Source organism: Demequina maris, assembly GCF_000971155.1.
Lineage (GTDB): Bacteria > Actinomycetota > Actinomycetes > Actinomycetales > Demequinaceae > Demequina > Demequina maris.
In genome coordinates this window covers 337,479-352,545 of record NZ_BBLX01000002.1, presented here as the reverse complement: position 1 = coordinate 352,545, position 15,067 = coordinate 337,479, and the positions used below count along the sequence as shown (strand labels likewise).

General features: G+C 70.2%; 11 protein-coding genes and 1 other RNA gene. 1 reads left to right on the top strand and 11 read right to left on the bottom strand.

Translation table 11 applies throughout. From position 1 onward, the window contains the following. Positions 1-62: 62 nt before the first annotated feature. From ssrA to AOM02_RS03880, 3 genes are all read right to left on the bottom strand, one after another. Positions 63-431: a transfer-messenger RNA gene (gene ssrA / locus AOM02_RS03890) on the bottom strand. Between the two features lie 62 nt (positions 432-493). Beyond that, the gene (locus tag AOM02_RS03885) at positions 494-1,267 is read right to left on the bottom strand and encodes a nucleoside phosphorylase (RefSeq protein ID WP_062296835.1); all 774 of its coding nucleotides are present in this window, start codon (positions 1,265-1,267) and stop codon (positions 494-496) included. Positions 1,268-1,336: 69 nt separating this feature from the next. After that, positions 1,337-1,921 (bottom strand): TetR/AcrR family transcriptional regulator, encoded by a 585-nt coding sequence (locus tag AOM02_RS03880; protein ID WP_062296833.1) that lies wholly within the window; start codon positions 1,919-1,921, stop codon positions 1,337-1,339. Positions 1,922-2,109: 188 nt separating this feature from the next. Between AOM02_RS03880 and AOM02_RS03875 the strand changes: the two genes are divergently transcribed. Beyond that, a complete protein-coding gene (locus AOM02_RS03875) occupies positions 2,110-4,680 on the top strand; it encodes an MMPL family transporter (RefSeq protein WP_062296831.1) in 2,571 nt (856 codons plus the stop codon). A 206-nt stretch (positions 4,681-4,886) separates the two neighbouring features. Here the strand turns inward: AOM02_RS03875 and AOM02_RS14540 are convergent, their stop codons facing one another. The 8 genes from AOM02_RS14540 to adhE all read right to left on the bottom strand — a co-directional run bounded on the left by AOM02_RS14540 (position 4,887) and on the right by adhE (position 14,894). After that, positions 4,887-6,719, bottom strand: coding sequence for a DUF2207 domain-containing protein (locus AOM02_RS14540; RefSeq protein ID WP_062296829.1), 1,833 nt, complete (start codon positions 6,717-6,719; stop codon positions 4,887-4,889). A gap of 72 nt (positions 6,720-6,791) precedes the next feature. Next, positions 6,792-7,265, bottom strand: coding sequence for an SsrA-binding protein SmpB (gene smpB / locus AOM02_RS03865; protein WP_062296827.1), 474 nt, complete (start codon positions 7,263-7,265; stop codon positions 6,792-6,794). A 71-nt stretch (positions 7,266-7,336) separates the two neighbouring features. Beyond that, positions 7,337-8,725, bottom strand: a complete 1,389-nt coding sequence (locus AOM02_RS03860) for a M23 family metallopeptidase (protein ID WP_169746590.1) — start codon at positions 8,723-8,725, stop codon at positions 7,337-7,339. Beyond that, positions 8,722-9,633: a permease-like cell division protein FtsX gene (gene ftsX / locus AOM02_RS03855; RefSeq protein ID WP_062296822.1), complete on the bottom strand. Its 912-nt coding sequence runs from the start codon at positions 9,631-9,633 to the stop codon at positions 8,722-8,724. The genes AOM02_RS03860 and ftsX overlap by 4 nt, the downstream gene beginning before the upstream one ends. After that, positions 9,630-10,322, bottom strand: a complete 693-nt coding sequence (ftsE, locus tag AOM02_RS03850; RefSeq protein ID WP_062296920.1) for a cell division ATP-binding protein FtsE — start codon at positions 10,320-10,322, stop codon at positions 9,630-9,632. Before ftsE ends, ftsX begins: the two co-directional genes overlap by 4 nt. A gap of 264 nt (positions 10,323-10,586) precedes the next feature. Then, complete coding sequence (prfB, locus tag AOM02_RS03845) at positions 10,587-11,696, bottom strand: peptide chain release factor 2 (protein WP_062296917.1); 1,110 nt, start codon at positions 11,694-11,696, stop codon at positions 10,587-10,589. Between the two features lie 48 nt (positions 11,697-11,744). Next, a complete protein-coding gene (locus tag AOM02_RS03840; protein WP_062296820.1) occupies positions 11,745-12,029 on the bottom strand; it encodes a hypothetical protein in 285 nt (94 codons plus the stop codon). 144 nt (positions 12,030-12,173) lie between these two features. After that, positions 12,174-14,894: a bifunctional acetaldehyde-CoA/alcohol dehydrogenase gene (gene adhE / locus AOM02_RS03835; RefSeq protein WP_172657615.1), complete on the bottom strand. Its 2,721-nt coding sequence runs from the start codon at positions 14,892-14,894 to the stop codon at positions 12,174-12,176. Positions 14,895-15,067 lie beyond the last annotated feature (173 nt).

Below are 15,067 nucleotides of genomic sequence, written 5' to 3'. Positions count from 1 at the left end.
CGACGCTCCCCCGGGCGCGCAGAAGCCCCCGGCGCCGCGAGGGCGTCGGGGGCTTCCGCCAACCGTGGAGATGCCGGGAATCGAACCCGGGTCCGCATGTCCAAACCGAAGTCTTCTCCGGGCGCAGCCTGAAGAAGGTTTTCTCGGCCCCTCACCCACCATCAGGCAGGTGGTGAGCGGGCCCAGTCATCTAAGAGTCCCGCAGCCCCCGGTGACGAAGGGCTGAAGCAAGTTCCCTAGTCGACGCCAGGATCCGGGTCGGGAACACCCCCGGGCTGACGGACTTCATGGCGCTCGCTTAGGCAGCGAGGGCGAAGTCGGTGCGCTTGGAATCGGCACCTATTGGTTTGCTGAGGTCGTTTACGAGATAACTCAGCGTTCTCGGCCCGCTTCCCTTCGGAAGTAAACACACGTCGAAACCGATCATCCCCTGTGCAGTTATGACACCAGTCTACCGGGACGACCGACAGCGCCCAAGACCCTCCCCGGGCGCCTACAGCTCGAGCTGCACGGCGGTCTCGAGCGCGACCTCGATCGACGCGTGCCAGCCGTCCTTGAGCGCGGCGTTCTTCTCCGAGTACAGGCTCGCGCCGGCGACCAGGTTCGACGAGCACGCGCAGATCATCCCCGCCCGCAGCCCCCGCAGCCGCGCGACCACGTACATCGCGGAGCTCTCCATCTCGACGTTGAGGATCCCCATGCGCGACAGCTCGGCGATCCACTCCGGGCCCTCGGCGTAGAACGCGTCGTCGGTCGCGTTGATCCCGGAGAACACGCCGCGGCCGGTGCCCTCCACCAGCTCCTCGGCGACCTCGCGCAGGGACGATGCGATGGTCAGGTCGGGCACCGCGGGGAAGCCCGGGTGCACGTAGGCGGCGGTGGTGCCGTCGTTGCGCAGCGACCCCTCCGACACGAGCAGGTCGCCGGGCTCGATGCCGGGCTGCAGCGCCGCGCTCGAGCCGACCCGGATGAACGACGTCACGCCCACGCGCGCGAGCTCCTCGACCGCGATCGCGGTGGACGGGCAGCCCATGCCGGTCGAGGTCGCGGTGATGAGCCGGCCCTTGTAGTACCCGGTCATGGTGCGGTGCTCGCGGTTGTGGGCGACGTCGGTGACGTCCGTGAGGTGCTCGGCGATCATGGGGACGCGGAACGGGTCGCCCGGGAGGAGGGCGACGGTGCCGACCTCCCCCGGCGCGAGGCCCACGTGGTACTGGCGGGCGTCGAGACCCGCGGCGGACTTGTCGACGATGGTGGGCTCGGTCATGAGCGGCCTCCGACGCAGGACCCGAGGGGCGGGGCCCGCCCCTAGCGGAGGGCCTGCGTGCGCCCGATGCTAGCCCGCGGGTGTTTCGGGGGCGTTGCCCGCGCGCGCCGAGGGGAAGCCGGCGACGATGCGCCAGATCCAGGTCGCCGCATCGTCCGCGCGCGGACGGTCGGCCATGGTGAGCCACTCGCCGATCACGCCGAGCACGAGGCCGGTGATGCCGGCCGCGACCACGTCGACCGGGACCGAGCGCGGCACGATCGGCTCGGCGACCGGTGCGAGGTCGCGGATCGCGTCCCGCGCGTTCGCGCGCAGCCGCGACAGCACCGCGCCGTAGCCGGGCTCGGTGAAGACGCGTGCGTAGAGGTCGGCGTTCTCCTCGATGTGGCGGAGGAACACCACGAGCGCCTCGGGCGGCTCGTCGGAGCCGAACTCGATGGTCTCGAGCCGCGCCCCCGCCTCCTCCGCGAACAGGTCGAGCGCGTCCGCCAGCAGCGTCTCCTTGTCGGAGTAGTGCTGGTAGAACGTGCTGCGGTTGACACCCGCGCGCGCGGCGATGTCGCTCACCGACACCTCGTCGACGCCGCGCTCGCGCGCGAGCGCGAAGAGCGCCTCCTGCAGGCGTCTCCTGGTCTTGACGATGCGCGCGTCCACGCGGAGATTGTGGCACCTCGCGGCAGGGTTCACCAAGCGATAACCAACATCTGTCGTAGAACTCGCCGAATTGTCCTACACTGGCCGCAGGCCCAGCCGCCCGTCCCGGAGCATCCGCCCGCGCGGCCGACTGCCGGCCCCGGCATCGTCGCCAGTCCCCCCTGGACCCCATGAGAAAGGCTCCCCCTGTGGCGCACCTCCTGTACCGCATCGGCCGCGCGTCGGCCATGCGGCCGATCGTCGCGATACTCGCGTGGATCCTCGCCCTCGGCCTCGCCGGCGGCGGCTTCCTCGCCTTCGGCGGCACCCTGACCGACAGCTTCTCCATCCCGGGCCTCGAGACCGAGGAGGTCACGGACCAGCTCAAGGAGGAGATCCCCGATCTCGCGGGCGGGACCTCGCGCGCGGTGTTCCAGACGGAGGACGGCTCGGCCTTCACGGACGAGCAGATCGCCGGCGTGACCGAGGCGCTCGCCGCGGCGCAGGAGGTCGGCGCGGTGACGGGCGTCATCGACCCCTTCGCGACGCAGGCGCAGCTCGAGGAGCAGCGCGCCCAGCTCGAGGCCGCCCCGCAGCAGATCGAGGACGGTCGCGCGCAGATCGAGGCCGGCCAGGAGCAGCTCGACGCGGGCCAGGCCCAGCTCGACGCCGCCCGCGAGCAGCTCGACGCGAACCAGGCGCAGCTGGACGCGGCCATCGAGGCCGCCAAGGCCGACGCCACGTACCTGCTCGCGCAGCAGACCTTCATCGACCAGCAGGCGCAGCTCGACGCCGCCGCGGCGCAGCTCGACGAGCAGCAGGCCCAGCTCGACGAGCAGCAGACGCAGCTGACCGACGGGCTCGCGGAGCTCGAGGCTCAGTCCGCCCAGCTCGAGCTCGGCTCGCAGCTCGCCGACGCCACCGCGGGCATCCGCAGCGTGTCCGAGGACGGTTCCACCGCGCTGGGCATGATCCAGTTCGACACCAACGTCTACGAGGTCGTGCAGGAGGACAAGGACGAGGTCATCGCGCTCGTCAGCGCCGCCGTCCCGGCCGGCGTCACCGTCAACTTCTCGGCAGACATCGCCACGAGCGTCGAGGGCGTCATGGGCGCCGGCGAGATCATCGGCGTGCTGCTCGCGTTCGTCGTCCTCATGGTGATGATGCGCGCGATCTGGCCGGCCGTGCTGCCGATCATCTCCTCGGTGCTCGGCGTCGGCGTGGGCGTCGCGACCGCGCTCGCCTTCTCGGACGTCGTCGAGATGTCCTCCGTCACGCCGGTGCTAGGCGTGATGCTCGCGCTCGCGGTCGGCATCGACTACTCGCTGTTCATCGTCAACCGCCACCGTGAGCAGTACAAGCGCGGCATGGACCTGCACGAGTCGATCGGGCTCGCCAACGGCACGTCCGGCAACGCCGTCGTGTTCGCCGGCTCGACCGTCATCGTCGCGCTGCTCGCGCTCAACATCACCGGCATCCCGTTCCTCGGCATCATGGGCACCGTCGGCGCCTTCGGCGTCGGCATCGCGGTGCTCGTCGCCGTGACCCTCACCCCCGCAGCGCTCGGCCTCATCGGCCACCGCGTGCTCGGCAAGAAGGCACGCGCGTCCCGCGGCGCCGCCGAGCACACCGAGGCCCCGATCGAGCCGATGCGCACCGGCCGCGCGCTGCTGCGCTTCACCGCCGCGGTGATCGGCCTCCTCATCGTCGCCATCCCGGCGATGTCGATGCGCCTGGGCCTGCCCGACGGCACCCAGGAGCCCGAGGACTCGACCCAGTACATCGCCTACAAGGCGGTCGACCAGAAGTTCGGCGAGGGCGTCAACGGCACGCTGCTCGTCACCGCGGACCTGCCCGAGGCGGTCTCGGACGACGACCTCCTCGCCACCCAGGTCGACGTCGTCAACACGCTCATGGAGAACGAGGACGTCTACGCGGTCGCCCCGGCCGGCGTCTCCGACGACAACGGCTTCCTCGCCTTCCAGGTGATCCCGAAGGAGGGCCCGTCGAGCGAGTCGACCGCGCAGCTCGTCGAGGACCTCCGCGACATCTCCCCGCTCGAGGACGGCACCGTCATCGGCGTCGCGGGCGAGGCCAGCGGCAACATCGACGTCTCGCAGAAGCTCGACGAGGCGCTGCCGGTCTACCTCGCGATCGTCGTGGGCCTGTCGCTGATCATCCTCATCATCGTGTTCCGCTCGCTGATCGTGCCGCTCATCGCGACGCTCGGCTTCGTGCTGTCGCTGTTCGCGGCGTTCGGCGTGGTGACCGCGGTGTTCCAGTGGGGCTGGCTGAGCTCGATCTTCGGCGTCCACGACCCGGGCCCGGTGCTGAGCTTCCTGCCCATCATCCTGACGGGCATCCTGTTCGGCCTCGCGATGGACTACCAGCTGTTCCTCACGACCGGCATGCGCGAGGCGTACGTGCACGGCATGGACGCCCGCCGCTCGGTGGTCGCGGGCCTGCGCCACGGCCGCGCGGTCGTGACCGCCGCCGCGATCATCATGATCTCGGTGTTCGGCGGCTTCGTGTTCTCGCACATCGCGATGATCCGCCCGATGGGCCTGGGCCTCGCGATGGGCGTCCTCTTCGACGCCTTCGTGGTCCGCATGGTCATCGTGCCGTCGCTCATGCACCTCGTGGGCGAGAAGGCGTGGTGGCTCCCCGCCTGGCTCGACCGGATCCTCCCCAACGTGGACGTCGAGGGCGCGGCGCTCGAGCGCGAGCACCCCGTCCCGCACGCCGACGAGGAGCAGGAGGCGGAGGCCGCCAAGGCCTGACGCCCGACGCACGCACGAGGCCCGCGTCCCCGTCCGGGGGCGCGGGCCTCGTGCCGTCTACGGTCGACGCGCCGCTCACCATCGCAAGTCACACCTCTCGCGACCGGTGGCACCGCGATCGTGCGGAGATCCCCGCCCACCGGTCGTCAGATGTGTGACTTGCGGTGTCGGTGGTCGGTGGCGGTTGGGTGGCGACGATGCGCGGGTCACCAGCCACCACCGCCGCCTCCTCCGCCGCCGCCACCCGAGAAGCCGCCGCCACCGCCGAAGCCCGAGCCGCCCGACGAGCCGGGGGTCGGGGCGCTCATCGCGGCGCCGGCGAGCGAGGCGAACTGGTCCATGCGGTGCCCGAAGCCGGCGGCATGCATCCAGAACATGCCGTACGCGGCGCCGCGGTACCAGGTGGGCTCGGCGAGACGCACGCCCTGGGCGGCCAGCTGCTCGAACTTCCTGGCCCACTGCTCGGTCACGCCGAACGCGATCGCGTAGGGCAGGTAGCGGCTGAAGATGTCCTGCCCCTCCTCGAAGCGCAGCTGGTTCGCCTCGGCCTTGTCGAGGTAGAGCTCGAAGCCACGGGTCTGCGCGAGGATCCGCGAGCCCTCCGCGGTGCGCGCGGGCGCGACGCTGGTCGTGGCCAGCACCACGAGGCCCAGCAGCGCGATCGCGACCGGCACGAGCGCGATGGTGGTGCCGAGCATCGCCGCCGCGAAGGTCGCGAAGGCGCCGCCGACGAGCAGCGCGATGCCGGCGCCGGCCCATGCGCCGCGCGCGTGCGAGGGGTTGCCGCGGAACCAGCCGTGGTTCGTCACGTTGCGGTAGAGCTGCTTCTGCACCGCCTGCATGTCCGCGTGGAACGTGGTCTTGAGCTCGCTGAGCGTCACCGCGGAGCGCCCCTCGAACACCGCGTCGAAGAGCATCTGCTCGTACGGGAACAGGCCGGCGTCCGCCTCGCGCTGCTTGACGAAGCGGTAGTCCTTCTCCCCCGCCTCCTCGACCACCAGGTAGCCGCGCACCGCGAGGTCGACGATGGTCGCGGTGACGTCGCGGGTGTCCGCCTTCTCGTCGATCAGCGTGCCGAGCTGCCCGGGCCGCAGCCCGTCCGGCGGGGCGAAGGCCACCGCGACGGGCGCGCGCTTGTCGCGGCGGCGCACCGCGGCCTCCTCCCCCGAGGCCGGCCCGACGCCGGGCGTGAAGTCCGCGTACTCGACGTCCGCGCCGGCGCCGCGGATGCGCCGCACCAGGATCGCGAGCCCGCCCAGCAGGATCAGCAGGAAGCCGCCCACGGTCCACACGTTGAGGCGGAACGCGTGCGCGAGGTCGTTGCTCTCGGTGAGCGCGGGCTCGGTGTCGTACGTGCCCGCGGGGTACAGCACCGCGATCGTGAAGGGCTCCCCCGGCTCGAGCGAGGCCTGCGTGAACGTCGCATCCGCGCCGTCGACCGTCGCGCCGTCGCAGGCGGTGTCGGCGCCCGTCGGACCGGCCCAGCAGGCCGCATCGATCACGTCCGCGGCACCCACGACCGTCACGCTCGCGTCGCGGATCGGCGTCTGCCAGCCGTCGCCGATCGCGTTCCAGTAGAGCTCGTCGCCGGCCTCGCCCGAGTCGGTCTCGTCGGCGGTGGTCTCGTTCATCACGTCGTGGACCGTGTACTCGAGCACGTACGTCTGCACGCCGTCGACGTCGCCGATGCTCTCGTCGCCCACGCGCACCACGAGCCAGTACTGCCCCTCCTCGAGGTAGACCTTCGCGGGCGCCCCCGACGGCGACGAGGCGCTCACGTCGGTGATGGCGTAGACGCGGTCCCACGAGTCGTCGTAGCCCTGGCGGATGGGCAGCTGCCAGTAGGGGCCGTGGCCCGGGTCGTCACCGAAGTCGAAGTCGATCTCGACGGTGACGCGCGCGGAGCCGTCCTCCTGCAGGTCGTAGGTGGCGTCCCAGCGCTCGACGCTGCGGCCGCCGTCAGGCGCGGCGGCGTGCGCGGCGGCCGGCGTGAGCGCGGCTACCAGGGTGATCAGCAGGGACAGGACGATGCGGACCATGGCCCCATCATGCCCGCTGGACGATGCGCGGGTGACCCCACGCGCCCGGCCGGGGCGCGCATCGTCCCCGCGTCAGCGGTTGATGCCGCGCTGGGTGCCGAACGCGCGCTCGGCCTCGCGCTTGTCCTGCTTCTCGCGCAGCGCCTGGCGCTTGTCGTGCTGCTTCTTGCCGCGCGCGACGCCGATCTCGAGCTTGGCGCGGCCGTCGAGGAAGTACAGGCGCAGGGGCACGATCGTGTACCCCTTCTCGCGCGTGCGCTGCAGGAGGTCCTCGATCTCGTGCCCGTGCAGCAGGAGCTTGCGCTTGCGGCGCGGCGCGTGGTTGGTCCAGGTGCCCTGCGAGTACTCCGGGATGTGGATGTTCTCCGCCCAGGCCTCGCCGCCGTCGATGTAGATGTAGCCGTCGCCGATGACCGCGCGGCCCTGGCGCAGCGACTTCACCTCGGTGCCGGTCAGCACGATGCCGGCCTCGAGCACGTCGTCGATGAAGAAGTCGTGGCGCGCGGCGCGGTTGGTCGCCACCACCTTGATCCCGCTCTCGGCCATGGCTCACCTCCTCGCGCGTGTCCGGCCATGCGCCCGGGTCCGGGCGCGACGCACCAGTCTAGCGGCCCCGTCTACCCCACCAGGGTCATCGGGTCGACGGTGCTGCCGTTGACGTAGACCTCGAAGTGGAGGTGGCACGCCGCGGAGGTGCCGGTGTTGCCGGCGTAGCCGACGAGCTGGCCCCTGGTGACGTACTGGCCGTAGCCGACCGCGAAGCTCGTGAGGTGGTTGTAGCTCGACATCAGCGACTTGCCGCCCACGTAGCCGTGGTCGATCAGCACCGAGTTGCCCAGGCCCAGGCGGTAGGTCGCCCACTGCACGCGTCCCTCGCGTGCCGCGTACACGGGCGTGCCGCAGTAGGCGCGCATGTCCGTGCCGGCGTGGAGGCGCCAGTAGTGGAGGATCGGGTGGAAGCGCATGCCGTAGCTCGAGGTGATGTAGTGGCTCGGCACGGGCCACGCGAGCACGCCCTTGACGAGCGCGTTGCCGGTGCCGGCGCTGGAGCTCGAGCCGCCCGAGCTCGAGCCGCCGTTGGCCTGCGCGGCCTTGCGGGCGGCCTCCTCGGCGGCCTTGCGCTTGGCCTCCTCCTCGGCGAGCTTCTTCTTGACGAGGTTCTTGATCTCGTCGCGGACCGCCGCCTGCTTCGCGGCGATCTGCTTCTGGCGCTTGAGCTCCTGCTTCTTCTGCGCCTCGAGCTCGGCCTTGATCGCCTGCTGCTTCTTCACGAGCGCGTCGAGGGCCGCCTTCTTCTCGGCGGCCTTCTCGCGGAGCTTCTTGGTCTTGACCACGAGCGCGTCGGCCTCGGCCTTGAGCTCCACGATGTACTCGCGGACGGCCTCCTGGCGGGCGCCGCGGTTGCGGTTGACGGCCGCGATCTCCTCGACGTCGGCGAGCGCGTTGGACTGCACGCGGGAGGCGTTGTGCTCCTCCGCGAACTTGTCGACGAACTCCTGCGACGTGCTCGCGCCGAATACGAGGCTGAGCGCCTCGTCGTCGCCCACGCCCTGGTACTGCGCGCGGGCGAGCGCCGCGACGATGTCCTCGAGCTCGGCGATGCGGTCCTCGTCCGCGGCGATCTGCGCGGAGATCGCCTCGTCCTGGGCCTGCGCGGCCGCGAGCTTGTCGGCGACGAGCTTCTGCTGGACGATCGCCTGCGCGACCGCCTCCTTGGCCTCGTCGAGCTCGGCCTGCGCGGCGGGCAGCTTGGCCTCGGTCTGGCGCAGGCGTCGCGCCGCCTTGACGATCGCGGCGCTCGTGTCCTCGAGGGCGGCCTCGAGGTCGTCGAGCTGCTCCTCGTAGTCGGACTGCTTGTCCTTCGCCCGGTCGATGTCGTCGTCGTAGCTCGACGCCGTCTGGAACCCGCCGACCGCATCGGCGCCGGACACGAGGGTGCCCGTCGCGAGCGCGACGAGGAACACCGCGACGGCGGCGATGAACGACGGGCGGAGGCGGGCCATCATGCGCGCGTGTACCTCCCGAGCGTCACGAGGGAGGCGATCGCGGCGAGGCCGACGGCGATGACAAGGAGCCACGGCGCGACCGACCACACGTCCTGCGTGCCGATGTACTGGACCCAGGTCACCGAGCTGCGCAGCCAGTCGTCGATCATGTAGCGCACGCCGAAGAACAGGCCGGCGACCGCGAGCAGCGCGCCGCCCGTGGCGGCCACCGCGCCCTCGAGCATGAACGGCATCTGGATCAGCGAGCGCGACGAGCCGACCATGCGCATGATCTGGGTCTCGCGGCGGCGGCTCAGCGCGCTCAGGCGGATGGTGGTGGTGATGAGCAGCATCGCGGCCAGCAGCATGACGGCCGCGAGCGCCGCGGCGACCACGGTGGCGGCGTTGAGGAAGCGGAACAGCTCGGAGAAGATCTCGCGCTGGTCGCGCACGACGTCCACGCCCGGCAGGCCCTCGGTCGCGTCGGCGACCACCTGGTACTGCTCGGGGTCGGCGAGCTTGACGCGGAAGCTGGGCTGCATCTGCTCCGCGGTGAGCGAGGACCAGATGCCGTCCTCGTCGTTGGCGACGAACTTGTCGTACGCCTGCTCGCGGGACTCGTAGTAGACCTCCTGGACGAGGTCCTTGAGCGCGCCGTCCTCGAGGACCGACCGGATCGCGTCCTCCTGGGCCACCGTCACGGGACCCTCGGCGCACTGCTCGTTGCGCGAGCTCTCGGGGCACAGGAAGATCGAGATCTCGACCTTGCCGTACCAGTCGTCCTTGAGCTGGTCGATCTGCATCTGGGTGAGCGCGGCGGCGCCCACGAACATGAGCGACACGAACGTGACCAGCACGACGGACAGCGCCATCGTGCCGTTGCGCCGCAGGCCGTTGACGACCTCGCCGAGGATGAACCGGAGCCTCATACGCGCTCCAGCCCGTAGACGCCGCGGTCCTGGTCGCGGACCAGCTGGCCGCCGCGCAGCTCGATGACGCGCTTGCGCATCTGGTCGACGATCTCGTCGTCGTGCGTGGCCATGAGCACCGTGGTGCCGGTGCGGTTGATGCGGTCGAGCAGGCGCATGATGCCCACCGACGTGCCCGGGTCGAGGTTTCCGGTGGGCTCGTCGCACAGCAGGATCGGCGGGTGGTTGACGAAGGCGCGCGCGATCGCGACGCGCTGCTGCTCGCCGCCGGACAGCTCGTGCGGGAAGCGCTTCTCCTTGCCCGACAGGCCGACGAGCTCGAGCATCTCGGGCACCGTGGACTGGATGTGGTGGCGGCTCTTGCCGATCACCTGGAGCGCGAACGCGACGTTCTGGTAGACGGTCTTGTTCGGCAGCAGGCGGAAGTCCTGGAAGACCGCGCCGATCTCGCGGCGCAGGTGCGGCACGCGCCACGCGGAGAGCTTGTTGAGGTGGCGGCCCGCGACGTACACGTCGCCCCCGGTGGGGCGCTCCTCGCGCAGGATGAGCTTGAGGAACGTCGACTTGCCCGAGCCGGACGAGCCCACGAGGAACACGAAGTCGCCGCGCTCGATCTCCACGGAGACGGAGTCGAGCGCGGGACGGGCGCCCCGCTTATAGACCTTGGTGGCGTTGTCGAGTCGAATCATGATGTGCGCGGGCGCGAGGGGTTGGACCCGCACCACGTCTGCATCGTAGGAACGCCTGCGGGGGCCCCCGGGGAGGCGCGCCGCTCCGGGCGTGTCCGGTACGTCACACGCCAAAGGTTCGCAAAACGCCAACCACCTGCCGCATCGTCCCGTGCGCCTCTCCACACGGGTGAGGCGCTGCTCCACACGAACCCCCCGATGTGAACGGGAACGTGCCTGGAAGCGGCGTGATTCGGGCGCGCCTGTGTGGAGAGGCGCCCGGGGTCAGTCGGCGTTCTGCTCGGAGCGGCGCCAGCGGATGCCGGCGTCGATGAAGCCGTCGAGGTCGCCGTCGAAGACGATCTGCGGGTTGCCGACCTCGTAGCCGGTGCGCAGGTCCTTGACGAGCTGCTGGCCGTAGAGGAAGTACGAGCGCATCTGGTCGCCCCAGCTCGCCTTGATGTCGCCGGCGAGCTCCTTCTTCTGGGCGGCCTCCTCCTCCTTCTTGAGGAGCAGCAGGCGCGACTGCAGGACGCGCATGGCGGCGGCGCGGTTCTGGATCTGCGACTTCTCGTCCTGCATCGACACGACGATGCCGGTGGGCAGGTGGGTGAGGCGCACCGCGGAGTCGGTGGTGTTGACCGACTGGCCGCCGGGGCCGGACGAGCGGAACACGTCCACCTTGATCTCCGACTCGGGGACCTCGATGTGGTCGGTCGACTCGATCTGCGGGATCACCTCGACCGCCGCGAACGAGGTCTGGCGCTTGTCCGCCGAGCCGAACGGGCTGATGCGCGCGAGGCGGTGCGTGCCCGCCTCGACCGACAGCGTGCCGAAGGCGTACGGCGCGTTGAGCTCGAAGGTCGCGGACTTGATGCCGGCGCCCTCCGCGTACGAGGTGTCGAGCACCTTGGTCTGGTAGCCGTGGCGCTCGGCCCAGCGCAGGTACATGCGCAGCAGCATCTCGGCGAAGTCGGTGGCGTCGTCGCCGCCCGCACCCGAGCGGATCGTGACGACGGCGTTGCGCTCGTCCCACTCCCCCGTCATCAGGGTGCGGATCTCGAGCGCCGCGAGGTCCTTCTTGATGCCCGCGAGGTCGGCCTCGGCCTCGGCGAGGGTGTCCTCGTCCTCGCCCTCGGTGCCGAGCTCGACCAGCACCTCGAGGTCGTTGATGCGCGAGCCCATGCGCGCCACGCGCTCGAGCTCGGCGTTGGCCTGGCTCAGCTGGCTGGTGACGGCCTGCGCGTTCTCCTGGTCGTCCCAGAGGTCGGGCGCGGCGGCCTGCTCCTCGAGCTCGGCGATGCGCGCCTTGAGCTTGGTGGGGTCCGTCACCGCCTCGATCTGGGAGAAGGTCGAGCGGAGCTCCTGGATCTCGGTCGCGAAGTCGGTGGCCACGAGCGTCAAGTCTAGTGGCGCGAGTGCGGGACCTCGCCCGCGGGCGGCCTACTCGCCGGTGACGGCGTCGAGCGCGTCCTTCGCGGAGCCCACCGCGTCCTCGACCGACTGCTTCGCGTCGTCGACCTTCTGCTTGGCGTCCTCGGCCTGCTCCTGGATCTCGTCGGCGCGCTTCTCGGCCTCGTCCTTGAGCTCGTTGGCCTTCTCGATCGCGCCGTTGACGCCGGCGGTCGCGGACGCGATCGCCTCGCGCGGGTCGGCGTCGCCGCAGCCCGAGAGCAGGACGGCGAGCACGGCGGCGGAGACGGCGGTGCGGACGATGCGCGGGTTCATGGCCCCCATCATGGCAAACCCGGGAGGGTGGCCGGACCGCCGCATCGTCCCGCCGGGGGACGGCACAGGGCCCCGGCACCAGATCGGTGCCGGGGCCCTGAGGGAGGGACTTCCGGGGCGATCAGCCCCAGGAGCCAGCTGGTGTCAGCCCTTCTTCGCGGCGGCCTTCTTCGCGGGGGCCTTCTTCGCGTCGGCGACGATGGCCTCGGCCTTGCGGTTCGCCTTCACCTCGTCCCAGGTGATGCCGTAGTACGCGGCCTCCATCATCACCTTCATGTCCTCGAGGATCGGGAGGCGCGGGTTGGCCGGTGCGCACTGGTCCGCGTAGGCGTTCATCGCGAGGGTGTCGAGCGAGGCCATGAACTCCGCCTCGTCCACACCGAGCTCCTTGAACGAGCGCTCGACGCCGCACGCCGTGCGCAGGTCCTCGACGGCCTTCGCGTAGGACTCGACGCCCTCCTCGGGGGTCGAGGCCGGGAGACCGAGGTGCTTCGCGATCTCCTGGTAGCGCTCCGGCGCGACGTAGGACTCGGCCTTGGGCCACGACGCGGGCTTGGTGGGAACCTTGCCGTTGTAGCGGATCACGTGGGGCAGGTACACCGAGTTGGTGCGGCCGTGCGCGATGTGGAAGGTCGAGCCGGTCACATGCGACATGGCGTGCACCAGGCCGAGGAAGGCGTTGGCGAAGGCCATGCCCGCGATGGTCGCGGCGTTGTGCATCTTCTCGCGGGCCTTGACGGCCTGGCCGCCCTCCTGCACCGACTGGGGCAGGTACTCGAAGACCATCTTGATGGCCTGGAGGCACAGGCCGTCGGTGTAGTCGTTCGCGTAGACCGAGACGAAGGCCTCGGTGGCGTGGGTCAGGGCGTCGAGACCGGAGTCCGCGGCGACGCGCGACGGGAGGTTCGCGGTGAGGACCGGGTCCACGATCGCGACGGTCGGCGTGAGCGCGTAGTCCGCGAGCGGGTACTTGCGGCCGCTCTCCGGGTCGGAGATCACGGCGAACGGCGTCACCTCGGAGCCGGTGCCCGACGTGGTCGGGATGCAGACCAGCTTGGCGAGCTCGCCCAGCTTCGGGAACTGGAAGGCGCGCTTGCGGACGTCGAAGAACTTCTCCTTGAGGTCCGCGAAGTCGATCTGCGGGTGCTCGTAGAGCAGCCACATGACCTTCGCGGCGTCCATCGGCGAGCCGCCGCCGACCGCGATGATCGTGTCGGGCTTGAACGCGCGGAGGGTCTCGGCGCCCTTGCGGACGGTCGCGACGCTCGGCTCGGGCTCGACGTTGTCGATGATCTGGACGGAGACGGGGTTCTCGCGGCGGTTGAGGACGTCCAGGACCTTGTCCACGATGCCGATGCGGGTCATGGTCGCGTCGGTGACGATGGTGACGCGGTTGACGCCGTTCATGTCGTGCAGGTACTGGATCGCGTTCGGCTCGAAGTAGGTCTTCGCCGGCACCTTGAACCACTGCATGTTGTTGTTCCTCCGGCCGATGCGCTTGACGTTGATCAGGTTCACCGCGGTGACGTTGTTCGACACCGAGTTGTGGCCGTAGGAGCCGCAGCCCAGGGTCAGCGAGGGCATGAAGGCGTTGTAGATGTCGCCGATGCCGCCGTGGCTCGAGGGCGAGTTCACGATGACGCGGATCGCCTTGACGCGCTTGCCGAAGTCCTTGATCAGGGCGTCGTCGGTCGCGTGGATCGCGGCCGAGTGGCCGAGGCCGTGGAACTCGACCATGCGCTCGGCGTAGTCGAGGCCCTGCTCGGTGGAGTCCGCCTTGAGGACGGCGAGGACGGGGCACAGCTTCTCGCGGGTGAGCGGCTCGCTCTCGCCGACGGTCGAGACCTCGGCGAGGATGATCGAGGTCTCCTCGGGGACCGAGAAGCCGGCCTGCTCGGCGATCCACTGCGGCGACTTGCCCACCACGTTCGGGTTGAGCTTCGCGCCGGCGCAGTTCTGGCCCGAGGCGGTGACGCCGAAGATGAACTCCTCGAGCATCTCCTTCTCGGCCGGGGTGACCTTGTACGCGTGGAGGCGGTCGAACAGCGACAGCGCCTTGTCGTAGATCTCCTCGTCGAGGATGACGGCCTGCTCGGAGGCGCACACCATGCCGTTGTCGAAGGCCTTCGAGATCACGAGGTCGTTGATCGAGCGCTCGAGCACGGCCGACTTGTGGACGTAGGCGGGGACGTTGCCCGCGCCGACGCCGAGGGCCGGCTTGCCGCAGCTGTACGCCGCCTTCACCATGGCGTTGCCGCCGGTGGCGAGGATGAGCGCGACGCCGTCGTGGTTCATCAGCAGGTTGGTGGCCTCGAGCGACGGGGTCTCGACCCACTGGATGCAGTGCTCGGGGGCGCCGGCGGCGATGGCCGCGTCGCGGACGATCTTGGCGGCGGCGACCGACGACTGCTGCGCGCTCGGGTGGAACGCGAAGATGATCGGGTTGCGGGTCTTCAGCGCGATGAGCGACTTGAAGATCGCGGTCGAGGTCGGGTTGGTGACCGGGGTCACGCCGGCGACGACGCCGACGGGCTCCGCGATCTCGGTGATGCCCTTGATCGGGTCCTCGTGGATGATGCCGACGGTCTTCATCGGGCCCATCGAGTGGGTGACGTGCTCGCACGCGAAGATGTTCTTGACGGCCTTGTCCTCGAACACGCCGCGGCCGGTCTCCTGGACCGCGAGCACGGCGAGCTCGCCGTGCTGGTTCAGGGCGGCCACGGAGGCCTTCTTCACCAGGAGGTTGACGTCGTCCTGCGTGAACACGGAGTAAGCGTCGAGCGCCTCCTGCGCGTTCGCGACCAGCGCGTCGATGGAAGCGGCCACGTCGGTGGCGGCCGCGCTCTCCGGGGCAGTGGTGGTCATTTGATCTGGCTCCTCTTACTTGGGTGCCGGCCCCCTCCGGGCCTCGATCCCCATGACCCTCACGGTAGGCGCGTGCCGCCGGGATCTCGCGGGGCAGAGGTCCCGGGGACTATGGGCCCAATACCAGGCATTTTATACCCCGCGGGGTATGCCCATCAGGTATATTTGACACC